Source organism: Kitasatospora sp. NPDC059812 (genome assembly GCF_042732075.1).
Classification (GTDB): domain Bacteria; phylum Actinomycetota; class Actinomycetes; order Streptomycetales; family Streptomycetaceae; genus Kitasatospora.
This window is the reverse complement of the sequence record NZ_JBHWIO010000011.1, coordinates 46,182-72,465: the sequence shown is the minus strand read 5'-3', so window position 1 is coordinate 72,465 and position 26,284 is coordinate 46,182. Positions and strand designations below refer to the sequence as shown.

19 protein-coding genes and 1 riboswitch are annotated in these 26,284 nt (G+C 71.7%); of the genes, 11 read left to right on the top strand and 8 right to left on the bottom strand.

Annotated features, from left to right (window positions below; all coding sequences use genetic code 11):
- Positions 1–14: 14 nt before the first annotated feature.
- The 3 genes from ACFV6D_RS08505 to glgX form a co-directional block, all read right to left on the bottom strand.
- The gene (locus ACFV6D_RS08505) at positions 15–1,874 is read right to left on the bottom strand and encodes an ABC transporter ATP-binding protein (protein WP_363371973.1); all 1,860 of its coding nucleotides are present in this window, start codon (positions 1,872–1,874) and stop codon (positions 15–17) included.
- On the bottom strand, positions 1,871–3,691 hold the full coding sequence (locus ACFV6D_RS08500) for an ABC transporter ATP-binding protein (protein ID WP_063347758.1): 1,821 nt from the start codon (positions 3,689–3,691) through the stop codon (positions 1,871–1,873). Before ACFV6D_RS08500 ends, ACFV6D_RS08505 begins: the two co-directional genes overlap by 4 nt.
- A gap of 168 nt (positions 3,692–3,859) precedes the next feature.
- Positions 3,860–6,067: a glycogen debranching protein GlgX gene (gene glgX / locus ACFV6D_RS08495; protein WP_063347757.1), complete on the bottom strand. Its 2,208-nt coding sequence runs from the start codon at positions 6,065–6,067 to the stop codon at positions 3,860–3,862.
- Positions 6,068–6,380: 313 nt separating this feature from the next.
- On the opposite strand from glgX, the gene ACFV6D_RS08490 reads away from it, so the two are divergent.
- The 6 genes from ACFV6D_RS08490 (at position 6,381) to ACFV6D_RS08465 (ending at position 13,999) form a co-directional block, all read left to right on the top strand.
- Positions 6,381–7,715 carry an Ig-like domain-containing protein gene (locus ACFV6D_RS08490; RefSeq protein ID WP_380558946.1) on the top strand — a complete coding sequence of 445 codons (1,335 nt, stop codon included), beginning with the start codon at positions 6,381–6,383 and terminating at the stop codon, positions 7,713–7,715.
- A 174-nt stretch (positions 7,716–7,889) separates the two neighbouring features.
- A complete protein-coding gene (locus tag ACFV6D_RS08485) occupies positions 7,890–9,164 on the top strand; it encodes an Ig-like domain-containing protein (protein ID WP_380558944.1) in 1,275 nt (424 codons plus the stop codon).
- Between the two features lie 288 nt (positions 9,165–9,452).
- A complete protein-coding gene (locus tag ACFV6D_RS08480) occupies positions 9,453–10,685 on the top strand; it encodes an Ig-like domain-containing protein (RefSeq protein ID WP_363371983.1) in 1,233 nt (410 codons plus the stop codon).
- Positions 10,686–10,963: 278 nt separating this feature from the next.
- Positions 10,964–11,461, top strand: a complete 498-nt coding sequence (locus ACFV6D_RS08475) for an ATP-binding protein (RefSeq protein ID WP_244293363.1) — start codon at positions 10,964–10,966, stop codon at positions 11,459–11,461.
- A 591-nt stretch (positions 11,462–12,052) separates the two neighbouring features.
- Entirely contained in the window at positions 12,053–13,006 is a 954-nt protein-coding gene (locus ACFV6D_RS08470) for a DMT family transporter (protein ID WP_380558942.1), read from the top strand.
- A gap of 219 nt (positions 13,007–13,225) precedes the next feature.
- Complete coding sequence (locus ACFV6D_RS08465) at positions 13,226–13,999, top strand: class I SAM-dependent methyltransferase (RefSeq protein ID WP_380336670.1); 774 nt, start codon at positions 13,226–13,228, stop codon at positions 13,997–13,999.
- A gap of 259 nt (positions 14,000–14,258) precedes the next feature.
- Here ACFV6D_RS08465 and ACFV6D_RS08460 read toward each other — a convergent pair whose 3' ends face one another.
- A complete protein-coding gene (locus ACFV6D_RS08460; protein WP_063347751.1) occupies positions 14,259–15,002 on the bottom strand; it encodes a TetR/AcrR family transcriptional regulator in 744 nt (247 codons plus the stop codon).
- A gap of 140 nt (positions 15,003–15,142) precedes the next feature.
- Here ACFV6D_RS08460 and ACFV6D_RS08455 point away from each other — a divergent pair, with 140 nt between their 5' ends.
- Positions 15,143–15,745, top strand: coding sequence for an NADPH-dependent FMN reductase (locus ACFV6D_RS08455; RefSeq protein WP_063347750.1), 603 nt, complete (start codon positions 15,143–15,145; stop codon positions 15,743–15,745).
- A 155-nt stretch (positions 15,746–15,900) separates the two neighbouring features.
- Here ACFV6D_RS08455 and ACFV6D_RS08450 read toward each other — a convergent pair whose 3' ends face one another.
- From ACFV6D_RS08450 to gcvT, 4 genes are all read right to left on the bottom strand, one after another.
- Positions 15,901–17,268, bottom strand: coding sequence for an L-serine ammonia-lyase (locus ACFV6D_RS08450; protein WP_063347749.1), 1,368 nt, complete (start codon positions 17,266–17,268; stop codon positions 15,901–15,903).
- A 158-nt stretch (positions 17,269–17,426) separates the two neighbouring features.
- Entirely contained in the window at positions 17,427–18,695 is a 1,269-nt protein-coding gene (gene glyA, locus ACFV6D_RS08445) for a serine hydroxymethyltransferase (protein ID WP_063347748.1), read from the bottom strand.
- A gap of 93 nt (positions 18,696–18,788) precedes the next feature.
- The gene (gcvH, locus tag ACFV6D_RS08440; protein ID WP_063347747.1) at positions 18,789–19,163 is read right to left on the bottom strand and encodes a glycine cleavage system protein GcvH; all 375 of its coding nucleotides are present in this window, start codon (positions 19,161–19,163) and stop codon (positions 18,789–18,791) included.
- 211 nt (positions 19,164–19,374) lie between these two features.
- A complete protein-coding gene (gene gcvT, locus ACFV6D_RS08435; protein ID WP_380558966.1) occupies positions 19,375–20,496 on the bottom strand; it encodes a glycine cleavage system aminomethyltransferase GcvT in 1,122 nt (373 codons plus the stop codon).
- A gap of 231 nt (positions 20,497–20,727) precedes the next feature.
- A riboswitch (glycine riboswitch) is annotated at positions 20,728–20,833 on the bottom strand.
- Between the two features lie 186 nt (positions 20,834–21,019).
- Between gcvT and ACFV6D_RS08430 the strand changes: the two genes are divergently transcribed.
- From ACFV6D_RS08430 to ACFV6D_RS08415, 4 genes are all read left to right on the top strand, one after another.
- Positions 21,020–21,862 carry an enhanced serine sensitivity protein SseB C-terminal domain-containing protein gene (locus ACFV6D_RS08430; RefSeq protein ID WP_063347745.1) on the top strand — a complete coding sequence of 281 codons (843 nt, stop codon included), beginning with the start codon at positions 21,020–21,022 and terminating at the stop codon, positions 21,860–21,862.
- 117 nt (positions 21,863–21,979) lie between these two features.
- On the top strand, positions 21,980–22,903 hold the full coding sequence (locus tag ACFV6D_RS08425; protein WP_079135614.1) for an enhanced serine sensitivity protein SseB C-terminal domain-containing protein: 924 nt from the start codon (positions 21,980–21,982) through the stop codon (positions 22,901–22,903).
- Positions 22,904–23,345: 442 nt separating this feature from the next.
- Positions 23,346–24,335: an ABC transporter permease gene (locus ACFV6D_RS08420; protein WP_063347744.1), complete on the top strand. Its 990-nt coding sequence runs from the start codon at positions 23,346–23,348 to the stop codon at positions 24,333–24,335.
- A gap of 51 nt (positions 24,336–24,386) precedes the next feature.
- On the top strand, positions 24,387–26,162 hold the full coding sequence (locus ACFV6D_RS08415) for an ABC transporter substrate-binding protein (RefSeq protein ID WP_380344984.1): 1,776 nt from the start codon (positions 24,387–24,389) through the stop codon (positions 26,160–26,162).
- Positions 26,163–26,284 lie beyond the last annotated feature (122 nt).

Below are 26,284 nucleotides of genomic sequence, written 5' to 3'. Positions count from 1 at the left end.
GGACCTAGGAGGACCTAGACCAGGCTGTCCCGCCAGGCCTGGTGGAGGGCGGCGAAGCGGCCGGATCCGTCGATCAGCTCCTGCGGGGAGCCGTCCTCGACGATCCGGCCCTGGTCCATCACCAGGACGCGGTCGGCGATCTCCACGGTGGAGAGCCGGTGCGCGATGATCACCGCCGTCCGGCCGGCCAGCACCGTGCGCATGGCCCGCTGGACGGCCTGCTCGCCGGGGACGTCCAGCGAGCTGGTCGCCTCGTCGAGGATCAGCACCGCCGGGTCGGCGAGCAGGGCGCGGGCGAAGGCGACCAGCTGGCGCTGCCCGGCGGAGATCCGGCCGCCGCGCTTGCGCACGTCGGTGTCGAAGCCGTCCGGGAGCGCGGCGATGAACTCGTACGCGCCGATGTCCCGGGCGGCCTGCTCGACCTCCTCGCGGCCGGCGCCGGGGCGGCCGATCGCGATGTTCTCGGCGACGGTGCCGGAGAACAGGAAGGACTCCTGGGTCACCATCACCACGCCGCGCCGCAGCTCGGGGGTGGCGAGGTCGCGCAGGTCCACGCCGTCCAGCCGGATCCGGCCGTCGGTCGGGTCGTAGAAGCGGGCCAGCAGCTTGGCGACCGTCGACTTGCCGGCGCCGGTCGCGCCGACCACCGCCACCGTCTGCCCGGCCGGGATCACCAGGTCGAACGGCGGCAGCACCTGCTTGCCGGTGCGGTAGGCGAAACGGGTCTCCTCGAAGCGGACCTCGCGCCCCTTGCCGACGGCCTGCGGCAGTTCGGCGGGCGCGGCGGGTTCGGCGACGGTCGGCTCGTGGGCGAGCAGGCCGGCGATCTTCTCCAGCGCGGCGGCGGCCGACTGGTAGCTGTTCAGGAACATCGCCAGCTGGTCGATCGGGTCGTAGAGCCGGCGCAGGTAGAGCACGAAGGCGGTGAGCACGCCCAGTTCGACCGTGCCGTCGGCGACCAGGTAGGCGCCGAGCAGCACCACGCCGGTGGTCCACAGGTTGGCGGTGACGCGGGAGAGGCCGACGTAGCGGGCGATCTCCAGCAGGCCGTCCGCCGTCGCGGTGGCGGACTGCCGGTTGACCAGGCCGAAGGCCTCGTCGTTGGCCTTCTCCCGGCGGAAGGCCTGCACCGGGCGGATGCCGTTCATGGTCTCGGTGAAGCGGACGATCAGCGAGGCGGCCGAGGTGCGGGAGCGGCGGTAGACCCGGCGCGAGCGGCTGCGGAAGGAGCGGGCGATCAGCGCCAGCGGCAGGATCGACGCCAGCGAGACCAGGCCGAGCCGCCAGTCCAGCACCAGCAGCAGCACCGAGATGTAGCAGACCGACAGGAGGACGGTCAGCAGCTCCTGGAGGCCCTCGGAGAGCAGCTCGCGCAGCGCGTCCACGTCGCTGGTGGCGCGGGAGATGATCCGGCCCGAGGTGTAGCGCTCGTGGAAGTCCAGGCTCAGCCGCTGGGCGTGCCGGAAGATCCGGCCGCGCAGCTCCAGCAGGATGTCCTGGTTGACCCGGGCGCTGATCTTGATGAACGCCCACTGCAGCAGCAGGCTGAGCAGCGCACAGCCCAGGTAGGCGCAGACCACCGCGATCAGCGGGCCGCTGTCGCTCTCGCGCAGCGCCGGGATGCCGCGGTCCATCGCGATGGCGACCAGCAGCGGGCCGGACTGCAGGGCCGCCTGCTGGATGAGGATCACCAGCATCGCGACGCCGATCCGGGCCCGGTGCGGGCCGAGCAGCGAGCGCAGCAGCGCCCGGGGGGCGCCGGGCGGGACGGGGATGTCCTCCTCGTCGGCCGGGGGCGGCGGCGGAAGCTGTTCCTCGACCGGTTCGGCGGTCTCCCGTTCGGCGGGGCCGGCGGGCGAGATGGTGGTGGTCATCGGGTGGTGCCCCCCTCGGAGACCAGTGCGGCCTCGGGCATCGGGGCGGACTCGCCCGACATCAGTTCGCGGTAGTGCGCGCAGTCGCGCAGCAGGTCCTGGTGGGTGCCGACGGCCTCGATCCGGCCGTCGGAGAGCACCGCGACCCGGTCGGCGAGCAGCACGGTGCTCGGGCGGTGGGCGACCACCAGGGCGGTGGTGGCGCCGAGGACCTGGCGCAGCGCCCGTTCGACCAGGGCCTCGGTGTGCACGTCGAGGGCGGAGAGCGGGTCGTCCAGCACCAGGAAGGCCGGGTCGCCGACCACCGCACGGGCCAGGGCGAGACGCTGGCGCTGGCCGCCGGACAGGCTCAGGCCCTGTTCGCCGACCTCGGTGTCCACGCCGTCCGGGAGCTTCTCCACGAAGGAGGCCTGGGCGGTGGCCAGGGCGGCGCGCAGCTGCCGGTCGTCCGCGCCCGGGGCGCCCATCAGGACGTTCTCCCGGACGGTGGCGGAGAACAGGGTGGGCTCCTCGAAGGCGACCGCGACCAGCTCGCGCAGCCGTTCCCGGGGGAGGTCGCGGATGTCCCGGCCGTCCAGGGTGATGGTGCCGGCCGTGGCCTCGTACAGGCGGGGGAGCAGTGCGGTGAGCGTGGTCTTGCCGCTGCCGGTGGCGCCGACCAGGGCCATCGTCTCGCCGCTGCGGATGTGCAGGTCGATGCCGGCCAGCAGGTCGGGGGTGTCGTCGGGGGCGTCGGGGTAACGGAAGCGGACGCCGGTGAAGCGGATGCCGTCGGGGGTGGCGCCCAGGCCGTCGGCGGTGCCCGGGTCGGCGGTCTCGGGCTCGTCCAGCACCTCGAAGAAGCGGTCGGCGGCGGTGGCGGCCTCGTTGGCGTAGGCGAGCAGCCAGCCCAGGGACTCGACCGGCCAGCGCAGCGCCAGCGCGGTGGAGAGGAAGGCGACCAGGGTGCCGGCGCTCAGCTCGTCGTGGGCGACCAGGTAGGCGCCGGCGGCGAGGGCGCAGCCGAGGGCGATCTCGGGCAGGCCGACGATGACCGCCCAGAGGTTGGCGAGCAGCCCGGCCTTGCGCAGTTCGGTGCGGCGCAGGTCGTGGGCCTGGGCGCGGAAGCGCTCGGCCATCGAGCGGTGGCGGCCGAAGGCCTTGAGGATGCGGATGCCGAGGACGGACTCCTCGATGACGGTGGCGAGGTCGCCGTTCTGGTCCTGGGCGCGGCGGGAGGCGCCGGAGTAGCCCGCCTCGAACCGCCGGGTGAGCACGAACAGCGGGACGGCGGGCAGCAGGATGATCAGGGCGAGCCGCCAGTCCTGGGTGAACATCACCGCCGTGCCGGCGAGGAACATCACCGAGTTGACGATCAGGAAGACCAGCGGGAAGGCCAGAAACAGCCGCATGGTGTACATGTCGGCGGTGGCCCGGGAGAGCAGCTGGCCGGATCCCCAGCGCTCGTGGAAGGAGATCGGCAGCCGCTGGAGCTTGGCGAAGAGGTCGCCGCGCATGGCCGTCTCCAGCCCGGCCAGCGGGCGGGCCAGGACCACCCGGCGGGTGTAGAACAGCGCGGCCTCGACCAGTCCGAGGACCAGCAGCAGGCCGATCAGCGGCCAGAGCCCGCTCAGGTCGTGTTCGGCGAGCGGGCCGTCGACGATCCGGCCGAGGACCAGCGGGACGCCGAGGACGCTCAGCATGGCGACCAGGGCGGCGGCCACCGAGGTGGCCAACCGGCGGCGGACGGCTCGGGCGTAGGGCCACAGGCGCAGGAGGGAGCGGACCGTGGAGCGGTGCCCGGTCGCGGTGTCGTCGTCTTGTCGGTTCTCGGCCATCGTCGTGAGGGTAGGACGAGGTCGCGTCATTTCTCATCAGGTTTTTCACCCCTGACAGAACGCTTCGGCGAGAACCGGCCACCTGTACGGGTGGGGCGCGGGTGAAAAGCGGGGCGCGTGGGGCCGGCCGCAGGGGCCGGAGTGCGCCGCACGTGCGGCCGACACCGCTCAGGTCGTGGCGGCGGGCGCGCGCAGCAGCCGCAGCGAGCGCCCGGCCAGCAGCGTCGCGCCCTGCGGACAGGGCTCGCCGCCGCCCTCGACGGCGGTGTCGACCACCGTCTCGTACGCCTCCTCCGGCGCGGCCCAGGGCTCGCCGGGGAGGGTGAACAGCACCGGTTCGTGGCCGGCGTTGAGCAGCAGCAGGAAGCTGTCGTCCAGCGTCGGCCGCCCGGCCTCGTCCCGTTCGGACATCGCGGTGCCGGACAGCAGCATGCCCAGGCAGGCGGTGGGGGCGAACCAGTCGGCCTCGGTCATCTCCTTGCCCAGCGGCGTGAACCAGGCGAGGTCCGGCTGGCCGCCCGGGGCGGCGGCCCGGCCGGAGAAGAACGCCCGCTGCCGCAGCACCGGGTGGGCCCGGCGCAGCCGGATCAGCCGGGCGGTCAGCTCGCACAGCCCGCGCCAGCGGGGATCCGCCAGGAGCGACCAGTCCAGCCAGCCGAGTTCGTTGTCCTGGCAGTAGGCGTTGTTGTTGCCGCCCTGGGTGCGGCCCAGCTCGTCCCCGGCGGTGAGCATCGGGACGCCGGTGGAGAGCAGCAGTGTGGCCAGCAGGTTGCGCAGTTGGCGCAGCCGCAGGGCGTTGACCTCCGGGTCGGTGGTCTCGCCCTCGACGCCGTGGTTCCAGGACCGGTTGTCGTCGGTGCCGTCCCGGTTGGCCTCGCCGTTGGCCTCGTTGTGCTTGCGGTCGTAGCTGACCAGGTCGCGCAGCGTGAAACCGTCGTGCGCGGTCACGTAGTTGACGGAGGCGTACGGGCGGCGGCCGCCGCGCTGGTAGAGGTCGGAGGAGCCGGACAGCCGGTAGCCCAGCTCGCGCACGTCCGGGCGGGCGCCGCGCCAGAAGTCCCGCACGGTGTCCCGGTACTTGTCGTTCCACTCGGCCCACAGCGGCGGGAAGCCGCCGACCTGGTAGCCGCCCGGGCCGACGTCCCAGGGCTCGGCGATCAGCTTCACCCGGCTGAGCAGCGGATCCTGGGAGACGGCGGCGAGGAAGGGGTGGTCCATGTCCACCCCGTCGGTGCCGCGGGCGAGGGCGGCGGCGAGGTCGAAGCGGAAGCCGTCCACGCCCATCTCGGTGACCCAGTACCGCAGCGAGTCGGTGACCAGCCGGACCACCTGCGGGCGGCGGGTGTCCAGGGTGTTGCCGCAGCCGGTGAAGTCGGCGTAGCCGCGCGGGCGGTGCGGGGCCGGGCGGTAGTAGGCGGTGTTGTCGATGCCGCGCAGCGAGAGCATCGGGCCGAGTTCGGCGCCCTCCGCGGTGTGGTTGAACACCACGTCGAGGATCACCTCGATCCCGGCGGCGTGCAGGGCGCGGACCATCCGCTTGAACTCGCCGACCTGGCCGCCGCGCGAGCCGGCCGCCGAGTAGCCGGCGTGCGGGGCGAAGTAGCCGATCGTGTTGTAGCCCCAGTAGTTGACCAGGCCGCGCGACTGGAGGTGGTCCTCGCTGGCGTACTGGTGCACCGGCAGAAGCTCGACGGCGGTCACGCCGAGGCGGGTCAGGTGGGCGACGGCGGCCGGGTGGGCCAGGCCCGCGTAGGTGCCGCGGAGCTCCGGCGGGATGTCGGGGTGGCGCATGGTGAAGCCGCGCACGTGCAGTTCGTAGAGCACCGTCTCGGCCCACGGGGTCTTCGGGCGGTGGTCGTCGTACCAGTCGTCGTCATCGTGGACGACCACGGATCTGGGCACGTAGCGGGCCGAGTCGCGGTTGTCCCGGACGGTGTCGGCGACGTCCGCCTCCGGCCAGTTGCGGACGGCCGCGCAGACCGCGTCGTGGCTGGTGTAACAGCCGTCCACGGCACGGGCGTACGGGTCGAGCAGCAGCTTCGCCGGGTTCCAGCGGGCGCCGGTCCACGGATCCCACCGGCCGTGCACGCGGAAGCCGTACCGGGTGCCGGGGCGGACGCCGGGCAGGAAGCCGTGCCAGGTCTGGAAGTCCTGCTCGGTGAGGCGGTGCCGGCCCTCCCGGCCGTCCTCGTCGAACAGGCAGAGGTCGACCGCCTCGGCGCCGGCCGCCCAGAGCGCGAAGTTGGTGCCCTGGCGGCCCTGTTGGTCGGTCCGGAAGCGGGCGCCGAGCGGCTGCCAGCTGCCGGGCCACGGTGGCTCGGCGGTGTCCCCGCCGGGCGGCCGCACTCCGGCTTCCAGCTCCTGCCCTGACGCCATGGCCGCACCCTCCCTGGACGGGGTGTCCCGGACCCCGTTCACTTCCTCTTTCCCGGATTGCGCAGATCGGAAGCGGCTGAACGGGGGCTTACCGGCGGATGGCGGCCGATGGATGGGGGGATTTCGCGCGGCTGCGCGTGTCCCCGCCGCGATTGCCCTCGTTGTTCCCGGTATCGGGCGTTCCCGCTACCGGACGTTCCTGGCACCGGGAGTTCCTGACATCGGGAGTTCCCGGCGTCGGGCGTCCCCGGTAGCGGAGGCTCCCGGTACCGGATCTTCCCGGTACCGGACGTGGACAGTGGGAGGCCCCGGAATGCGGCGCCGAGGACGGGTGTGGGCGCGGCGGGCGGCGGCGGTGGCCTGGGGCCTCGCCGTCCTGACGGGGTGCGGCGGCCCCCCGGCGGCCCCCGCGCAGGACGCCGCCGGGCCCGGGGCGCACACCCCGCCCCCGCCGCCGTCCCGGGCGGTCGTCACGGCGCTGCCCGCCGACGGCGCCCAGGACGTGCTGCCGGAGGGCCCGGTCCGGGTGACGGCGGCCCAGGGCCGGCTGGTCACCGTCCGGCTGGCCGACGCCAAGGGCACCGAGGTCCCCGGCACGATCGCCCCGGACGGCGCCGCCTGGACACCCGACGGCCCGCTGCCGCTGGGCACCGCGTACACCCTGGACGCCGTCGCCGAGGACGACCAGGGCCAACGGGCGGCCCAGCACTCGGCGTTCTCCACGATGGCCCGGGCGCACACCTTCGTCGCCTTCTTCACCCCGGAGGACGGCTCCACCGTCGGTGTCGGCATGCCGGTGTCGCTGCGCTTCAGCCGGCCGATCACCGACCGGGCGGCGGTGGAGAAGGCCGTCCAGGTGAGCGCCGACCCGCCCGTCCCGGTGGCCGCGCACTGGTTCGGCAACCAGCGGCTGGACGTCCGCCCGCAGCAGTACTGGGCGGCCGGCACCAAGGTGACGGTGGCGCTGCGGCTGAAGGACGTGCAGGGCGCGCCGGGCGAGTTCGGCACCCAGACCAAGGACCTGCACTTCACCGTCGGCCGGGCCCAGGTCTCCACCGTCGACCTGGACGCGCACACCCTGACCGTCCGGGCCGGGCAGGGCGGCAAGGTGGTGCGGGTGCTCAAGGTGTCCGGCGGCAGCCGTGACCACTCCACCTACCGGGGCGTCATGGTGGTGTCGGAGAAGTACAAGGTGACCCGGATGAACTCGCAGACCGTCGGGATGGGCGACGAGTACGACATCAAGGACGTGCCGCACGCGATGCGGCTGACCAACTCCGGCACCTTCGTGCACGGCAACTACTGGGCGGACCCCGGGGTGTTCGGCGCGGCCAACACCAGCCACGGCTGCATCGGCCTGGCCGACGCCAAGGGCGGTGCGAGCAAGGACTCCCCGGCGGGCTGGCTGTTCGAGCACACCATCCCGGGGGACGTGCTGGAGGTGAAGGCCTCCGCGGGGGACTTCGTGCCGCCGCAGAACGGCCTCAACGGCTGGAACGTGCCGTGGGAGCAGTGGGTGGCGGGCAGCGCCCTCGGGCCGGTTGCCGGGCCGTCGGCCGGTCCCGCCGGTGGTCCCGCCGGTGGGCCGACCGCTGGTCCCGCCGTCGCGCCCGCCGTCGGTCCCTCCTCAAGCCCCGTCGCGCAGTAGTCGATCTTCACCGCCGATTCACCCCCGATCCACCCACCTCCCCCCGGGAGCCGCTCGGACGGCCCGGCTATCCTGCTCCGGCGCGCCCTGGTCCGGCGCGAAAGATCGGCGCCCGGTGCAACTCATGGGGGCACTCAACGCGTCAAGAGAGTGGATACCGGGAGGGGAGAAACCGTGAAGACGGGGAAGACGGCCGACGCCGCGATACGTACCACCAGCCGTTACGGGCGCAGGGGTGCGATGGCGTTGGTCATGGGCGGGGTGCTGCTGCTCACCGCGGCCTGCGGCGACGACAAGGGCGGAACGGGCGGCGGGGGTGACAACGCGGCGTCCGCGGCGACGGCGGGTGCGGGCGGGACGGCGGCCCCGGCGGGCGCGTCGGCCGAGCCGAAGACCTCCGCCGCGGTGCTGGCCGTCGAGCCGAAGGACGGCGCCCAGGACGTCGCACCGAGCAACGCGTTGCAGGTGTCCGTCTCGAACGGCAAGCTCACCACGGTCGAGGTGACCGACAAGAACGGCAAGCCGGTCGACGGGGCGATCACCCCGGACGGCATCGGCTGGAAGCCCGCCGCCGCGCTCACCGTCGGCATGGCGTACAAGGTGAACGCGCAGGCCAAGGACGCCGACGGCCTGGTGGCCGCGTCCACCACGACGTTCACCACGCTGACGCCGGACAAGAAGGTCTCCACCAACGACAACATCAGCGACGGCGCCACCTACGGCGTCGGCATGATCGTCTCGGTGAACTTCAGCAAGACCGTCAAGAACAAGGACGCCGTCCTCAAGGGCATCACCTTCGAGACGAACAACGGCACCGAGGTGAAGGGCCACTGGTTCGGCGACAACCGGCTGGACTTCCGCCCGGCCGAGTACTGGAAGCCGGACACCAAGGTCACCATCAAGTACCGGCTGAAGAGCGTCGAGGTCGCCCCGGGCATCTACGGCGACGTGGACAAGGACGAGCCGTTCACCATCGGCCGCTCCCAGATCGCCACCGCCGACGCCAAGGCGCACCAGATGACGATCGAGCGGGGCGGCAAGAGCACCACCGTGCCGGTCACCATGGGCGCGGAGGCGACGCCGTCCTGGAGCGGGACCATGGTGATCATGTCCAAGGAGAAGGTCACCCGGATGAACTCGCAGACCGTCGGCCTCGGCGGCGAGTACGACATCCAGGACGTGCCGCACGCGATGCGGCTGACCACCTCCGGCACCTTCGTGCACGGCAACTACTGGTCCAACGCGACCAACCCGTTCGGCAGGACCAACGCCAGCCACGGCTGCGTCGCGATGATGGACGAGAAGGGCGGCAGCGACACCTCCGTCGCGGGCAAGTTCTTCAACGACACGATGGTCGGCGACGTGGTCAAGGTCGTGAACAGCAAGGAGAAGACCGTCGCGCCCTCCAACGGGCTGGGCGGCTGGAACGTCGCCTGGGCGAACTGGTAGATCCTGCCCGCTGATTGACCGGATAGTCCCGGTTCGTCGGCGCGGTGCAGAAGAGCGGCCCGATCCTCACCCGTTGGGGTCGGGCCGTTCGCGTTTTCGCAGCGCACCGGGCCCCGAATGGCGCAACCTTTCCGGGGGCCGGCGCGTGTAGTGGTCGGGTCCGTCGTGTGCACGGGAGTTGTGCGGGGTTTCGGGTCGTGGGGTTTCGGCCCGCGGGCTTCGGTTCGCGGGTTGCGGGTTGCGGGTCGTGGGGTTCGGTTCGTGGGGTTTCTGAGGGAGGGATCGACGTTGAGGTCGATACGCAGAGTGGTGGCCGTCGGTCTGGTGGGCGGCGCGATGGCGCTGACGGCCGCGTGTGGCGGCGGGAGCGGCGGTAGTGGGGGCGGGAGCGCGGCCAAGGCGGACCTGGGGGCCGGCGCGGCCGCCGGGACGGCCTCCCCGGGCGCCGCGGCGGCGAGCAGCGCGGCGCCGAAGGTGTCGCAGGCCGTGGTGAACATCGAGCCCAAGCCCGGCACGGTGGACGTCGCGCCCGACGCGCTCAAGGTCGGCGCGACCGGCGGCAAGCTCACCACCGTCAAGGTCAGCGACAAGACGGGCGCGGAGGTGCCCGGCACCATCGCCGCCGACGGCTCCAGCTGGACTCCGTCGGCCGGCCTCGCCGTGGGCAGCGCCTACCAGGTCAGTGCGATGGCCGCGGACGCCAACGGCGTGGTCGCCAGCGCGGACAGCAACTTCACCACGCTGACGCCGACGGCCCTCGCCAAGGCCGCCGACAACGTGGACAACGACGCGACGTACGGCGTCGGCATGATCGTCTCGGTGAACTTCAGCAAGGACGTCAAGAACAAGGACGTCGTCGCGAAGGGCATCACCTTCGAGACCGACAACGGCACCGTGGTCAAGGGCCACTGGTTCGGCAACCGCCGACTGGACTTCCGCCCCGAGCAGTACTGGAAGTCCGGCACCAAGGTGACGGTGCACTACCGCCTCAAGAGCGTCGAGATCGCCCCTGGGGTGTACGGCACCGACCGGGACGAGCCCTTCACGATCGGGCGGTCTCAGATTTCGACGGTTGACGCCGCCGCGCACAGGATGACCGTCGAACTGGACGGCAAACCGTCGGACATCGACATCACCTCCGGCTCGCCCGAGCACCCGACCTGGAACGGCACGATGGTCGTCATGTCCAAGGAGGGCGTGGTGCGGATGCAGTCCAGCACCCTCCCTGGCATGAGCGGCTCCCCGTACGACCTTCAGGTGCCGCACTCGATGCGGCTCACCGACAGCGGCACCTACCTGCACGGCAATTACTGGAGCAAGCTCATCGGCGAGGACAACGTCAGCCACGGCTGTGTCGCCCTCAAGGACGTCGAGGGCGGCGGCGAATCCACCTCGATGGGCAAGTTCTACGCCGGCTCGATCGTCGGCGACGTGGTGGTCGTGAAGAACTCCACCAAGAAGGAGACCCTCGACCCGGCGAACGGCCTGAGTGGCTGGAACGTGCCCTGGAGCGCCTGGTAGGCCGACCGGTAGCCGCCCTGGTCGGGGCGGTTCCACGGCAACCCGGGATTGACGCGGACGCGGCCCGGGTTGCCTGCTCCCCACCCTCTTCCGGCTCCTTCCGGGCCCCCTCCAGGCCTCCGCCTGGCACTCTCCGCGGGGTCTCCTTGCACGCGGCATATGCCGACTCGGAGGAGATCGTTTGCTCATTGTCCGTACGCGGCCGCTTGCGTTCCGCAATGATGGACCGCATGGCGGGTTGGGGCGAAACAGATCAGTCATCAGTTCCCGGGGCCGGATTGGTCGCCGAGGCGTCGTGGATCGATGTCCAGGGCGCGCTGGCGGCGCTGGAGCGGCTCAGCTCGGAGGAACTGGAGGAGATGTATTGCGGCAGGCTGAGCGATCAGTCCGTGCCGAACGAGGTACGACTGCCGTCCCGGCCGGAGACCGGCCCGGTGGCCCGCCGACTGGTGCTGTCGGTCCTGGAGTCCTGGGACCTCCATCAGCACCTGGAGGCCGGTGAGTTACTCACCAGCGAACTGGTCTCCAACGCCGTCCGGCATGCCGCCGGACGCACTATCGGGCTCCAGGTGATCCGCAAGCCGGGCTGGCTCCGCGTCGAGGTCCGCGACTCCTCCCGGGCGCTGCCCTGCATGATCCTCGCGGAGCCGAAGCCGGTGACCGAGCGGGGGCGGGGCCTGCGGGTCATCGACGACCTGGCCGACCGCTGGGGCGCCGACCTGCTGCCGCGCGGCAAGGGCGTCTGGTTCGAACTGAAGGTCCGCGAGCGGCACTGACCCTTCCGGGTGTTCCGGGTGTTCCCGGGAAAACGCGCAGGGCCCCCGAAGTCGCCGTGGTCCGGCGGATGGGGGCCCCTGCAAGTCATCGCGCCGGCCAAGGGGGTGCGTGCCGCGCGATGGGCGTCGGCCGTGCCAGGTCGGGCCAGCCGAAGTCTCCACGCCCAGGCCGGCGTGCTGTGCCGCCCGCCGTTGGGCTGCTTCGACTATCGCACGGATCTCAGCATGTGGGCAAACCAGGTGACTTGGATTGAAAGGTTTGTAACCTAGTTCACCTTTGGATTTTGCATAGGTTCACGCTGTCGCCTGTGAATATTCACCATCCTCGCCGTCGAGCCTCCGGTGCTTCGTCGCCCGGCCGCCAATTCCTCCGTGAACCCCACCCCGCCGGAACTGCCGGGTAGCATCAGGCCCGTGAACCTGTACTGGCACGTCGTGCTGCCACCGCTCTGCGCCTGATCGGGCACACACGCCGGTGGCTTGACCCCTGCGCTCCCTGCTGCGGCCCTCTCCGGCCGCCAGGAGGCTGCCGTGTGTGCCCGTTGCGAAACCAGCTCCCCTGACGGTCTTCGACGACGGAAGTTCACGACTGTGCCGAACCGCACCTCCACGCCCGCGCCCACCCTGGCCACCACCACCCCCGCCGCCCGCCGCACCAGCCCGCTCGGCGGGCCGGTCCCGATCCTGGTCGCCGCACTGCTGTGGGGCACCACCGGGACAGCCAGCTCCCTCGCACCCGACGGCGCCCCTTCGGCGGGCATCGGCGCCGCCGCGCTGGTCCTCGGCGGCCTCCTCCTCTTCCTCTCCACCCGCAGCGCCCGCGCGCTGCCCCGGGCCTGCGGCCGCCGGGAGCGGTGGCAACTCGCCGTCGGCGCCGTCGCAGTGGTCGGCTACCCGGTCACCTTCTATCCGGCGGTGACCCGCGCCGGGGTGGCGGTGGCCACCGTGATCGCACTGGGCAGTGCCCCCGTCTTCGCCGGCCTGCTCGGCTGGCTCACCCGGCAAGGGCGGCCGAGCGGCCGGTGGGCCTGTGCCACGGTGACGGCGGTCGTCGGCTGTGCCGTCCTGGTGCTGGGCCCCGAACTCACCGGCGGCGGCTCGGCGGTAGACACCGTGGGGGTGGCGCTGGCCGCACTCTCCGGCCTCTCGTACGCCGTGTACTCGCTCATCGGCGGGAAGCTCATCTCGCGCGGGCACCCGTCCGCCGGGGTGATGGGGGCGATGTTCGGCGCGGCCGCGCTGCTCGTCCTGCCGGTGCTGTTCCTCGGCGACCTGCGGTGGCTCGCCTCGCCGCGCGGTGCGGCGGTGGTGCTCCACCTCGCCGTGATCACCACCTTCCTCGCCTACCGCCTCTTCGGCCACGGCCTGCGCCGCACCTCCGCCCAGACCGCCACCACCCTCACCCTCGCCGAACCCGCCGTCGCCGCCCTCCTCGGCGTCGCCGTCCTCGGCGAACGCCTCCCCGCCGTCTCCTGGTGCGGCCTCGCCATCCTGGCCGCGGGCCTCGCCGTCCTCACCGTGCCCGTGGGCACCCGCCGTCGCTGACCTGCGGGCGGCACCTGCACAGGAAGTCGGACGGGCCGACTTCCTGTGCGGTGCCGCTGGTTGGCGGTGCCTCGTGACCGGCCGCCCGGCCCTGCCTTCCGATCGCCGATGCCGCCCGGCGGTCGGTGGACGGTGGACGGTGGGCCAACGCGCCGTGCTTTCCCCGCTCTTGCGCCGAACCGCTTGCCGCCGGGCGCCCCGCTTGGTGGGCTTGACCGCATGGAAGAGACCACTGACAGCCGACCGCAGGCGACGTACGACCGGATCGGGGTCGGCTACCGCGCCATCCGCCGGCCCGATCCCCGACTGCACGCCCTGATCGGTGCCGCCCTCCAGGGGGCCCGGTCGGTGGTGAACGTCGGTGCGGGCGCCGGATCCTACGAGCCCGAGGGCGCCGCCGTCACCGCCGTCGACCCCTCCCAGGTCATGCTCGACCAGCACCCGGGGAGCCGGAAGGTCAAGGCCGGAGCCGAGCAACTGCCCTTCCCGGACGGCTCCTTCGATGCGGCGATGGCCGTCATGACCGTCCACCACTGGTCGGATCCCGAACGGGGCCTCGCGGAGCTGCGGCGGGTCGCCCGGCGGCAGGTCGTCTTCACCTGGGATCCGGCCCACCGTCCGCAACTGTGGCTGCTGGAGGAGTACCTGCCCGAGATCCGGGAGCTGGAGGAGAGCCGCTTCACATCGCTGGCCCAGGTCGTCGATGCGCTGGACGCGCACACCGTGCTGCCCTTCCCCGTCCCGCACGATTTCACGGACGGTTACCAGATCGCCTACTGGCGGCGGCCCGAGTTCTACCTCGACCCGGTCGTCCGGCTGGCCAGCTCGACCTTCGCCCAGTTGCCGCCCGCGGTGGTGCAGCCGGCGATCGCCCGCTTGCGCGCCGATCTCGAATCCGGCGCCTGGCACCGCCGCCATGCCGAACTCCTCGACCAGGAGCAGATGGACTACGGGTACCGGCTGCTCGTCGCGGGGGAGCTCTCCGCGGAGTAGGAAGTCGGACGGGCCGACTTCCTGTGCGCGGGGCCGGGATCGAGTGTCCGAGGGGGCCCGGGGAAAATATATCGACCGGTCTACATAGGGCGTGTTCGTGGAGGGCTGGGGCGCATAGGAAGTCGGCGGGGCCGACTTCCTGCGCGGGAGGTGGGTGGGGGAGCGCTGAAAAGGTAGACCGGTCTGCATATTCCGGGCGTGAAAGGTAGACCGGTCTACATAATTTCCCCTACCCACCCACCTGAGGGCCAGGTCGCGCTCAGATGTCGAGGTGGGTGGCGATGCCGGTGAGGACGCAGTCGAGGCCGGTTTCGAACTGCCAGGTGGGGTCGTCCTTGCGGGTGGCCTCGTGGAGGTAGCGCTGGTAGGTGGGGTAGCGGCCGGTGTCCATCAGGAAGGACATCCGGGGGGCGAGGCCGGCGCGGGTCTCGTCGCCGTCGGACCAGCCGTGCTCGCGCTGGAGGGTGCGCAGGGCGAGCTCGGCGGCGACGGACCCGTGGACGTAGCCGGTGACGGTGCGGAAGACCGCCATGGTGGTGTCGGCGTCCAGGCCGTGGTCGGCGAGGGCGGCGAAGGCGCGTTCGGGGATGGCGAGCTGGTTGGGGGTGAGGGGGACGGCGCCGGCGCGGACGATCCACGGGTGGGCCAGGTTCATGGCGCGCAGGTGGAGCGCCAGGGTGCGCATGGTGTCGCGCCAGCCGGTGGCGGGGGTGCCCCGGGGGAGTTCGCCGTAGACGAAGTCGACCATCAGGTCGATGAGTTCGTCCTTGCCGGAGACGTATCGGTAGGCGGCCATCGGGGCGACGCCGAGCGTGGTGGCGAGCCGGCGCATGGTGACGGCGTCGAGGCCTTCGGCGTCGGCGATCGCGATCGCGGCCTCGGCGATCCGGTGCGGGGTGAGGGTGGTGCGCGGCGCGGGGGCCGGGCGGGCGAGGCGCTCCCAGAGTGAGGCCTGGGGCTTGGTCTGGTCGTCGTCCCCGGCGGGGGCCTGCTGGGCGGGCATGACGGCGGGTTCCTTCCGGCTGGGGTCCTCTCACCGTACCACCGGAGTGTACGGCGTATCGGAAGTAGACGGCGTACGCGCCGATGTGTACGTTGTATCTGGCAGATACGTTGTACACATCGTCCCGGAGGGGGATATCCATGGCCAAGGACGTTTCGGAGAAGGGCCTGAAGGTCGCGGTCGTCGTCGGCAGCACCCGGAGCGGCCGGTTCGCGCCCGTCGTCGCGGACTGGCTGCTCGGCCACCTCGGCGCGCGCGGCGACATGACCGCCGACCTGATCGATCTGGTCGAGACCCCGCTGCCGACCACCTTCCCGTCCTTCGGTGGTGAACTGGAGCCGGGCGCCGCTGAGTTGCTCGCCGCCGTCACGCCCCGCCTGGAGGCCGCCGACGCCTTCGTGGTCGTCACGCCCGAGTACAACCACAGCTTCCCGGCCCCGCTGAAGAACGCCATCGACTGGCACAACAGCCAGTGGCACGGCAAGCCGGTCGGCTTCGTCTCCTACGGCGGCCTCTCCGGCGGTCTGCGCGCCGTCGAGCAACTGCGAGTGGTGCTGGCCGAGTTGAACGCCATGACGATTCGCAACACGGTCAGCTTCCACGGCGCCGCCCAGTGCTTCGGCGCCGACGGCCAGCCGCTCGACCCGGCCGCCGACGTCGCCGCCAAGACCATGCTCGACCAACTCGCCTGGTGGGCTGAGGCGTTGCGCGACGCCCGGCGAGTCCGCCCGTTCGCGGCCTGAGCGGCCTGAGCGGCCTGAGTGGCCTGAGCGGGCGCGTCGGGTGGCGCCGGGAAGCAGGGCCGGGGTGAGGCCGGCGGTGGCCCCGCCGCCCAGGGCGCCCCGGAACGCCGAGAGCCCCCGGACGGGTCCGGGGGCTCAGGCGACAGCGGGTGTGATCAGCACTCGATGACGTTGACGGCGAGGCCGCCGCGCGAGGTCTCCTTGTACTTGATCTTCATGTCGGCGCCGGTCTCCTTCATCGTCTTGATCGCCTTGTCGAGCGAGACGTGGTGCCGGCCGTCGCCGCGCAGGGCCATCCGGGCGGCGGTGACGGCCTTGACGGAGGCCATGCCGTTGCGCTCGATGCAGGGGATCTGGACGAGCCCGCCGACCGGGTCGCAGGTGAGGCCGAGGTTGTGCTCGATGCCGATCTCGGCGGCGTTCTCGACCTGTTCGGGGGTGCCGCCGAGGACCTCGGCGAGGCCGCCGGCGGCCATCGAGCAGGCGGATCCGACCTCCCCCTGGCAGCCGACCTCGGCGCCGGAGATGGAGGCGTTCTCCTTGAAGAGCATGCCGATGGCGCCGGCCGCGAGGAGGAAGCGGACGATGCCGTCCTCGTCGGCGCCCGGGATGAAGTTCAGGTAGTAGTGCAGGACGGCGGGGATGATCCCGGCCGCGCCGTTGGTCGGAGCGGTGACCACCCGGCGGCCGGAGGCGTTCTCCTCGTTGACCGCCATCGCGTAGAGGGTCACCCACTCCATCGCGTTGGCCGGGCCGATGCCCTCGGCGCGCATCGCGCGGGCGGCCGCGGCGGCGCGGCGGCGGACCTTGAGGCCACCGGGCAGGATGCCCTCGCGGGACATGCCGGCCCGCACGCACTCCTGCATGACCTGCCAGATCTCCAGCAGCCCGGTCCGGATCTCCTCCTCGGAGCGCCAGGCCTTCTCGTTCTCCAGCATCAGGCCGGAGATCGACAGCCCGGTCTCCCGGGTGAGCCGCAGCAGCTCCTCGCCGGTGCGGAAGGGGTAGCGCAGCGAGGTGTCGTCGGGCTTGACCCGGTCCGCGCCGATGGCGTCCTCGTCGACGACGAAGCCGCCGCCGACCGAGTAGTAGGTCTTCTCCAGCAGCGTGGAGCCGTCCGCCGCGTACGCCCAGATGGTCATGCCGTTGGCGTGGTACGGCAGCGAGCGGCGGCGGTGCAGGACCAGCTGGGTGCTCAGGTCGAAGTCGATGGGGTGGGTGCCGAGGAGGTTGAGCCGCTTCTCGGTGGTGATCCGCTCGACGTCCTTGTCCGCCTGGTCGACGTCGACCGTGCGGGGGGAGTTGTCCTCCAGGCCGAGCAGGACGGCCTTCGGGGTGCCGTGGCCGTGGCCGGTGGCGCCCAGCGAGCCGTACAGCTCGGCGCGCACGCTCGCCACCTGGGCGAGCAGGTCCTCGGACCGCAGGCGTCGGGCGAACATCCGGGCGGCGCGCATCGGGCCGACGGTGTGGGAACTCGACGGGCCGATGCCGATGGAGAAGAGGTCGAAGACGCTGATGGCCACGGGGGACGTCCTTGTCTGGTCTCGTGGAAGGACTGGCGGGCGGGGGACGACACGGGTCGGGGCACCGCGCGCACTGTCCAGTGTGCGCGGTGCCCCGGGATCCCAGGTGCCGCGGCGGGGTGAGGCCGGTCACCCCGCCCGAACGATCACCGCAGTGATCAGAGGTTCGGGTAGAGCGGGTACTTCTCGGCCAGCGCGGTGACGCGGGCCTTGAGCGCGGTGGCGGCGTCCTCGTCGAAGGCGGGCTTGAGCGCCTCGGCGATGATGTCGGCGACCTCGCGGAAGTCCTCGGCCTGGAAGCCGCGGGTGGCGAGCGCGGGGGTGCCGATGCGCAGGCCGGAGGTGACCATCGGCGGCCGAGGGTCGTTCGGGACGGCGTTGCGGTTGACCGTGATGCCGACCTCGTGCAGGCGGTCCTCGGCCTGCTGGCCGTCGAGCTGGCTGTTGCGCAGGTCGACCAGGACCAGGTGCACGTCGGTGCCGCCGGACAGCACCGAGGCGCCGGCCTCGGCGACGTCGGCCTGGAGCAGGCGCTCGGCGAGGATCTTGGCGCCCTCCAGGGTGCGCTGCTGGCGCTCCTTGAACTCCTCGGACGCGGCGACCTTGAAGGCAACGGCCTTGCCGGCGATCACGTGCTCCAGCGGGCCGCCCTGCTGGCCGGGGAACACCGCGGAGTTGATCTTCTTGGCGTACTCGGCCTTGGACAGGATGACACCGCCGCGCGGGCCGCCCAGGGTCTTGTGGGTGGTGGTGGTGACCACGTCCGCGTACGGCACCGGGTTGGGGTGCAGGCCGGCGGCGACCAGGCCGGCGAAGTGCGCCATGTCCACCATCAGCAGCGCGCCGACCTCGTCGGCGACCCGGCGGAACGCGGCGAAGTCCAGCTGGCGCGGGTAGGCGGACCAGCCGGCGATGATCAGCTTCGGCTGGTGCTCCTTGGCCAGGCGCTCGACCTCGGCCATGTCGACCTGGCCGGTCTTCTCGTCCACGTGGTACGCGACCACGTTGTAGAGCTTGCCGGAGAAGTTGATCTTCATGCCGTGGGTCAGGTGACCGCCGTGGGCCAGGTTCAGGCCCAGGATGGTGTCGCCCGGCTTGATCAGCGCGAACATCGCGGCGGCGTTGGCCTGCGCGCCCGAGTGCGGCTGGACGTTGGCGTGCTCGGCGCCGAACAGGGCCTTGATGCGGTCGATCGCGATCTGCTCGACCACGTCGACGTGCTCGCAGCCGCCGTAGTAGCGGCGGCCGGGGTAGCCCTCGGCGTACTTGTTGGTGAGTACCGAGCCCTGGGCCTCCATGACCGCCACCGGGGCGAAGTTCTCGGAGGCGATCATCTCCAGGGTGGTCTGCTGGCGGTGCAGCTCGGCGTCGACCGCGGCGGCGATCTCCGGGTCGAGGGAGTGCAGGGACTGGTTCAGAACCGTCATGGTGTGGTCTTCCCGGGAGGAGAGAGACGGGAGCAGAGAGGGGGGAGCCTGGCAGGGCGGCCGCCGCGCTGCGGCCGCCCCGTCACGAGCGGGTCAGCCGCCGATGAAGGCGGTGTACTCGTCCGCGCTGAGCAGCTCGTCGGTGGACTCCACCTGGACCTTGAACAGCCAGCCGCCCTCGAACGGGGCGCTGTTGACCAGGCTGTTGTCGTCCAGGACGTCCTGGTTGATCTCGACGATCTTCCCGGTCACCGGGGAGAACAGGTCGCTGACCGACTTGGTCGATTCCAGCTCGCCACAGGACTCGCCCGCGGTCACGTCGGCGCCGACCTCGGGCAGCTGCACGTAGACGATGTCACCGAGCGCGTCGGCCGCGTGGGCGGTGATGCCGACCGTGGAGACACCGCCCTCGATGGCGGTCAGCCACTCGTGCTCCTTGGTGTACTGCAGGTGCTGGGGGTTGCTCATGGCGTCATTCTCCAGGATGGGAAGCGGGTACGACGAAGCGGGCCGCCGCACGGACGGCTTCGACGCGGATCAGGCGTGGTTCAGGCATGGTTCAGGCATGGGATCGGACCTGGGTCGGACCTGGATCAGGCGTGGCTCAAGCCTGGGTCGGGCGTGGTTCAGGCCCGGGTCTACGGGGAAGGCGGGGCCTCGGCGAGCGAGGCCCCCGGCCTCAGCGGGCGCGCTTGTAGAACGGCAGCGCCACGACCTCGACCGGCTCGTGCTTGCCGCGCACGTCCACCGCGACGGCGGTGCCGGGGGCGGCGTGGGCCGCGTCCACGTAGGCGATCGCGATCGGCCGGCCCAGGGTCGGCGACGGGGCGCCCGAGGTGATCCGGCCGATCGGGGCGCCGTCGGCGGAGACCACGGTGTACTCGGCGCGCGGGACGCGCTTGCCCTCGGAGACCAGGCCGACCAGCACCTGCGGCGGGTTGGCCTCGGCCTCGGCGGCGGCCCTCTCCAGCGCCTTGCGGCCGACGAAGGTGCCCTCGTTGGTGGTCTTGTCGAAGCGCACGACCCGGCCCAGGCCCGCGTCGAACGGGGTCAGGTCGGTGGAGAGCTCGTGCCCGTACAGCGGCATGCCGGCCTCCAGGCGCAGCGTGTCGCGGCAGGACAGGCCGCACGGGACCAGGCCGCGGCTCTCGCCGGCGGCGGTCAGCGCCTGCCAGACACCCTCGGCGTCGCCCGGGTTGCAGAAGATCTCGAAGCCGTCCTCGCCGGTGTAGCCGGTCCGGGCGAGCAGCACGTCGCGGCCGGCGACCTGGGCCGGGAGGATCGCGTAGTACTTCAGGCCGGGCAGGTCGGCGTCGGTGGTCCCGGCCAGGATCGCGGTGGCCTCCGGGCCCTGGACGGCGATCAGCGCGTAGGTGTCGCGGTCGTCCGTGACGACGGCGTCGAAGCCCTTGGCGCGGGCGATCAGCTCGTCCAGCACCAGCTGGGCGTTGGAGGCGTTGGCGACGACCAGGAAGGCGTCCTCGCGCAGGCGGTAGACGATCAGGTCGTCCAGGATGCCGCCGTCCTCGGCGCAGATCATGGTGTAGCGGGCGCGCAGCACGCCCAGCGCGGAGACGAAGCCGACCAGCGCGTGGTCCAGCATCTCGCCGGCCTGCGGGCCGGTGACGGTGATCTCGCCCATGTGGGAGAGGTCGAACAGCCCGGCCCGGGTGCGGACGGCGAGGTGTTCCTCGCGCTCGCTGCCGTAGCGCAGCGGCATGTCCCAGCCGGCGAAGTCGGTCATGGTCGCGCCGAGGGCGCGGTGCAGCGCGTCGAGCGCGGTGAGGCGGAGGGACGACATGGCCTGGAACTCCTCGGTCTGGGCACTCATGGGTGCACGCGCCGGAACCGGACCCGCTGGGGGGCCGACCCTGCGCGCGGGCATGCGGCGGCGTGGGTCTCCCCATCTGTCGTCGAACCTGAGAGCTTCACCGCCCACCTGCCCGCAGCTGTTTCCAGCATCCAGGACAGCATGGTGGCTTGCACCGTGGGTGGGCGCGCGACAGGGCCGTGCGCCACTTTCCAGATGTGCCTAACCCGTGCGGTAGGGGGGCCTGAGAGATTCCGGGGAGGAGTTGCTCCTTCGGCGCCGGCTGTGCCGCCTGACGGGGCACTCCGGGCTCTCCCGCGCGGGTTCGAGCGGCCGGTATGGAGTTGTCGGTCCGCCGGCGCGCCGCGCCGTCGAACGCGCACATCATGGCACGTCCGCGCCGACGACGGGAGAGGGGACCCGGTCACACCCCGCCACCTCGGGCACAGCCCTAGACTGCTGCGCGTCGGCGCAGCAGAGGGCGGCCGACCGGCAGAGGGCGGATCAGGCGCGCATGGGGTACCCGGTGGAGCAGCAGCAGGGGTGGGGCGGGCCGGAGTCGGCGCCGCCGGGCGGCGGGTGGCCGGCCAACGAGCTGGAGCAGGTGCTGACCGCCGCGCTGGGCGACCCGGGTGCGACGCCGCGGGTGGTCGAGGTGCTGGCCCGCAGCCAGGTGTGGATCCCGCTGCCGGCCGGCGGCGACCCGCAGGGGCCCGCGCTGGACCTGCCGACCATCGAGCTGGCCGGCGAGCCGTACGTGCCGGTGTTCTCCTCGCAGGAGGTGTTCCTGCGGCAGGCGCCGGGGATGGCCTTCGCGGTGGCGCCGGTCTGGGAGTTCGCCCGCGGGCTGCCGCTGGGCGTGGGCATCGCGGTCAACCCGGAGGCGGCGGTGGGCATCCCGGTGCCGCCGCAGGGTGTGGCGGAGCTTCGGCGCGGCCCGCGCGAGGAGCGCCTGGCCGACCAGGAGCAGGGCCGGATCCAGGAGCAGAACCAGAGTCAGGGCCAGGGGCCGGAGGCGCCGACCGGTGGCCGGGTGGCGCTGCGCGAGCCGGTGCCGGGGGAGGACCCGGAGCACTTCCTGGCCGCCTGCCGGGCCGAACTTTCCGCCCTGCCCGGAGTGTTGTCCGCGCGGCGGGCGCTCGCCAGCATCGAGGGCGAGCCGACCGTGATGTTCGTGGGCGTCCAGCTGGACCAGGCGGCCCCGGCCGACCCGGGCGCGGTGAACGAGGCGCTCGGCCGCGCGTTGGGAACCGCGCCGCTGCCGGGGGGCGTCCACCTCGTACTGCTCGATCTCGCCGATGACCCGGTGGTCGAGTGGCTGCTCACCCGGGTACTCCCTTTCTACGCGCGGGGTTGAGCGGGGTTCGTATCGGAGGCACGTCGCCGTGGCGGTGGCCGGTGCCGCGCCATAGGGTGCGTGCAGACGGCCGACGGGCCGGCAGGCTTGAGGAAAGAGGCGCGGCGAGGTGGGCGCATGAGTGCGGGAGCGGTAGCGGGCGGTGCACCGGGGCCCTGGGGCCAGGCGCCCGCCGGGCGCCCCGGAGCGGATCCGGGCGCGCTGGAGCGCACCCTGCGCGAGGTCGCGCCGGAGCGCTACGAGGCGTACGAGCAACTGCTGCACGCACTGGCCGACGGCCAGGTCTGGATGCTGCTGTGGCACGGCACGCCGGGCAGCGCGGACGCCCAGTACGGGAACATGGAGATCAGCGGCCACGGCTACGCGCCGGCCGTCACCTCGTCCGAGCAGCTGGCGTCGTCCGGCTGGGCGCGGGCCCACGAGGTCATCTCCGGGCGGGAGATCGCCGCTTCGCTGTACCGGACCCGCTGGGGGCTGTGGCTCAACCCGCATGCGCCCGGCGGCGGGGTCGGGGTGCCCTGGGCGGACCTGCGGCGGATCGCCGCGGGCCTGGAGCGGCTGCCGGCCGGGCCGTTGAAGCTGAGTGAGCCGCAGCTGAACGCCCAGCCGTTCTTCGCGCTGCTGGAGCGGCAGGCCGGTGAGGTGCGTGCGGTGCGGGCGCTGCGCCGGGCCTGGGTGCAGCCGGCCGTGGGGGAGCCGTACCTGGCGATCGGACTGGAGCTGTACGAGAGTTCGCCGCCGGCGGTGGAGGCGGTGCGGGCGCTGATGCAGCGGGCGATCGCGGTGGCCCCGGAGGGGCTGGCGGTGTCCACGGTGGCGATGGCGGACGAGTACGACCCGGTGGCGCTGTGGATGCGGGCGCACGCGCGCCCGTTCTTCGACCGGGAGGCGGGACGCCCGCCGACCGGCCCGTACCCGCCGGTGCCGCCTCCGCCGTACCCTGCGCAGCAGGGGCCGGGTTACGGCTACGGCACGCAGCAGCCCGCGCAGGGCTGGACCGGGCAGCCGCAGCAGCCGTGGCCCGGATACCCGGGGCGCTGACAACCAAAACCTGTTTCCAGAAGCCGACTTGATCTTGCATCAGGTCGGCTTCGGTGCTTTCCGGACGAACTTCCGGCCGTTACCGTCGATCACCTTGACATGCCTGATACAGCCGTGTGAAGAGGGATATGCCGAAGGCGTAGGAGGTGCATGCGCACAGATCACAGTTGGGCATCTGTCGGTTGTCAGGGCTGGCGCAAGCGAGTTCGGATGGCAGAGAGTTCTGCGCAACGCACCGCGCGTACTGGGAACCCCACGAAGGTGAACGCGCACGCCGACCGCCAGAACCACGCGAAGCCCATCCCGCGTTGGGGCAGTACCCGTGCACGACGTACTGCCGCGAACACCCGTTCCAAGCACCTCCGCACGTCCGCAGCCGTACCGCCGAACCGGTGACCGGCGCCCGTGGGCCGGCCACCGTCGGCGAGGGGACCAACTGACCATGACCGCACCCATCGCAACCACCGGGAACGAACCGGAGGCACCCGCCCCCGCGAGCCCGGCCAAGAAGATCGAGGGCCGCTCCCTCGGCCAGATCGCCTGGACCCGCTTCAAGCGCGACAAACTCGCCGTCGCCGGCGGCGTCGTGGTGATCCTGCTGATCCTGCTGGCCGTACTGGCCAAGCCCATCGAGGCCCTGTTCGGCCTCGACCCGGACGCCCTGAACCAGGACCTGCTCGACGCCAACCTGGGCGGCATCCCGCTCGGTGACTGGGGCGGGATGAGCTGGGACCACCCGCTCGGCGTCGACCCGCTCCAGGGCCGTGACCTGCTCTCCCGCGTGATCGAGGGCTCCTGGGTCTCGCTGCTGGTCGCCTTCGGCGCGACCCTGCTGTCGAACACGATCGGCACCGTGCTCGGCGTCATGGCCGGCTACTACGGCGGCTGGGTGGACACCGTGATCAGCCGCATCATGGACGTCTTCCTCGCCTTCCCGCTGCTGCTCTTCGCCATCGCGATCTCGACCTCGCTGCAGGGCGGCGCGTTCGGCCTGCACGGCCTCCCGCTGCACATCTTGGTGCTGATCTTCGTGATCGGCTTCTTCAACTGGCCCTACATGGGCCGGATCGTGCGCGGACAGACGCTGTCGCTGCGCGAGCGGGAGTTCGTCCACGCGGCCCGCAGCCTGGGCGCCCGAGGCCCGTTCATCCTGTTCAAGGAACTGCTGCCGAACCTGGTCGGTCCGATCCTGGTCTACTCGACCCTGCTGATCCCGACCAACATCCTCTTCGAGGCCGGCCTCAGCTTCCTCGGCGTCGGCATCCAGCCGCCGCAGGCCTCCTGGGGCGGGATCCTCCAGGACGCGATCAAGTACTACCAGGTGGACCCCCAGTACATGGTGGTCCCCGGTCTGGCGATCTTCCTCACCGTGCTCGCCTTCAACCTGCTCGGCGACGGGCTGCGTGACGCCCTCGATCCCAAGAGCAACTGACGCAACGTCAGGCCCTCCCTCCTTCCCATCCTCAAGGGGTTGATCTCACCCATGCGCAGGTCCCGTACCGTCGCCCTGACCGCGGCGGCAGCCGCCGCGGTCCTGATCGTGACCGGCTGCACCTCCGGCAGCAAGGGCTCCGGCTCGTCCTCCTCCGCCAGCGGCAGCAGCGCCGGTGGCGGCGGTGCCGACGCCGCCACCAAGGGCATCGTCAACGCCTCGGACAAGAAGGGCGGGACGGTCACCTACGAGATGAAGGGCGCCCCGGACTCCTTCGACCCGGGCAACACGTACTACGCCTACATCTACAACTTCTCGCGCCTGTACGGGCGTCCGCTGACCACCTTCGCCCCGGGCGCAGGCTCGAACGGCAACAAGCTGGTCCCGGACCTCGCCGAGAGCCTGGGCAAGGCCAGCGCGGACGGCCTGACCTGGACGTACAAGCTGCGCGCGGGCCTGAAGTTCGACGACGGCACCCCGATCAGCTCCAAGGACGTCAAGTACGCCGTCGAGCGCTCCAACTTCGCGTCGGACGTGAACTCCAACGGCCCCACCTACTTCCACGACCTGCTGGTCGACAACGAGACCCCGTACCAGGGCCCGTACAAGGACAAGACCGGTGGCCTGAACTCGATCGAGACGCCGGACGACCTGACCATCGTCTTCCACCTGAAGCAGCCGTTCGCGGACTTCGACTACCTGGTGGGCTCCCCGCAGACCGTCCCGGTCCCGCAGGCCAAGGACGACGGCGCCGGCTACGTGAAGCACGTGGTCGCCTCGGGTGCCTACAAGTTCGAGTCCTACGAGGACGGCAAGCAGCTCATCCTGGTGCCGAACACCAACTGGGACCCGAGCACCGACCCGATCCGCAAGCAGCTCGCGGACAAGATCGTGGTCCGGATGGGCATGGAGCAGTCCACCATCGACAAGGACCTGATCGCCGGCAACGCCCAGGTGGACCTGGTCGGCAGCGGCGTCGACCCGCAGACCCAGGCGCAGATCCTGCAGAACCAGAAGCTCAAGGCGAACACCGACAACGCCTACGGCGGCCGCCTGGCGTACGTCGCGATCAACAGCAAGGTCGCGCCGTTCGACAACCTGGAGTGCCGCAAGGCCGTCCAGTACGCGATCGACAAGGTCTCCGTGCAGACCACGCTCGGCGGCCCGATCCGCGGCCAGGTCGCCAACACCGTGCTCCCGCCGGACGTCCCGGGCCACCAGGACTTCAACACCTGGGCGACCAACGGCAACAAGGGTGACGAGGCCAAGGCCAAGGACGCCCTCAAGGCCTGCGGCAAGCCGGACGGCTTCAGCACCGTGATCACCGCCCGCACCGAGCGCGACCCGGAGGTCCAGGCGGCGACCGCGATCCAGGCCGCGCTGAAGAAGATCAACATCAACGTCGAGATCCAGAAGTACGCGCAGGGCAAGTACTTCTCGGACGCCGCCGGTGTCCCGCAGTTCACCCAGGACCACAACATCGGTCTGATGATGATGCAGTGGAGCGCCGACTGGCCGACCGGCTACGGCTTCCTGCAGCAGATCTCCGACGGCCGCGCCATCAAGGCCTCCGGCAACAGCAACCTGGCCCAGCTGAACGACCCCGAGGTCAACAAGCTGCTCGACGACGCCATCGCCAACACCGACCAGTCGGCGCGCGAGAAGATCTACGGCCAGATCGACAAGAAGATCATGGACCAGGCGGTCTACGTCCCGCTGACCTACTTCAAGGTCTTCCTGTACCGCCCGGACAACGCCACCAACCTGGTGTCCACCTCGGGCTTCTCGGGTGAGTACGACTACCTGAACATCGGCACCACCAAGTAAAGAGCCTGGCTCCACATCCCTGAAGGCAGGTGAAGGCAGCGGCCGCCCGCGGGCCGGCGGGAATGAACGGACGGGGGGGGGGCGCGCGGGCCGCGCCCCGGGGGTTGGGGGGCGCCAGCGCC

What these genes read in the sequence shown, in the direction of transcription:
- ACFV6D_RS08460 (WP_063347751.1), bottom strand. Translation starts at nt 15,002, where the DNA reads ATGCCCGCCCAGCAGGCCCCCGCCGGGGACGACGACCAGACCAAGCCC.
- glyA (WP_063347748.1), bottom strand. Translation starts at nt 18,695, where the DNA reads ATGACGGTTCTGAACCAGTCCCTGCACTCCCTCGACCCGGAGATCGCC.
- ACFV6D_RS08455 (WP_063347750.1), top strand. Translation starts at nt 15,143, where the DNA reads ATGGCCAAGGACGTTTCGGAGAAGGGCCTGAAGGTCGCGGTCGTCGTC.
- ACFV6D_RS08415 (WP_380344984.1), top strand. Translation starts at nt 24,387, where the DNA reads ATGCGCAGGTCCCGTACCGTCGCCCTGACCGCGGCGGCAGCCGCCGCG.
- glgX (WP_063347757.1), bottom strand. Translation starts at nt 6,067, where the DNA reads ATGGCGTCAGGGCAGGAGCTGGAAGCCGGAGTGCGGCCGCCCGGCGGG.
- ACFV6D_RS08420 (WP_063347744.1), top strand. Translation starts at nt 23,346, where the DNA reads ATGACCGCACCCATCGCAACCACCGGGAACGAACCGGAGGCACCCGCC.
- gcvH (WP_063347747.1), bottom strand. Translation starts at nt 19,163, where the DNA reads ATGAGCAACCCCCAGCACCTGCAGTACACCAAGGAGCACGAGTGGCTG.
- ACFV6D_RS08425 (WP_079135614.1), top strand. Translation starts at nt 21,980, where the DNA reads ATGAGTGCGGGAGCGGTAGCGGGCGGTGCACCGGGGCCCTGGGGCCAG.
- ACFV6D_RS08505 (WP_363371973.1), bottom strand. Translation starts at nt 1,874, where the DNA reads ATGACCACCACCATCTCGCCCGCCGGCCCCGCCGAACGGGAGACCGCC.
- ACFV6D_RS08490 (WP_380558946.1), top strand. Translation starts at nt 6,381, where the DNA reads ATGCGGCGCCGAGGACGGGTGTGGGCGCGGCGGGCGGCGGCGGTGGCC.
- gcvT (WP_380558966.1), bottom strand. Translation starts at nt 20,496, where the DNA reads ATGTCGTCCCTCCGCCTCACCGCGCTCGACGCGCTGCACCGCGCCCTC.
- ACFV6D_RS08500 (WP_063347758.1), bottom strand. Translation starts at nt 3,691, where the DNA reads ATGGCCGAGAACCGACAAGACGACGACACCGCGACCGGGCACCGCTCC.
- ACFV6D_RS08465 (WP_380336670.1), top strand. Translation starts at nt 13,226, where the DNA reads ATGGAAGAGACCACTGACAGCCGACCGCAGGCGACGTACGACCGGATC.
- ACFV6D_RS08430 (WP_063347745.1), top strand. Translation starts at nt 21,020, where the DNA reads ATGGGGTACCCGGTGGAGCAGCAGCAGGGGTGGGGCGGGCCGGAGTCG.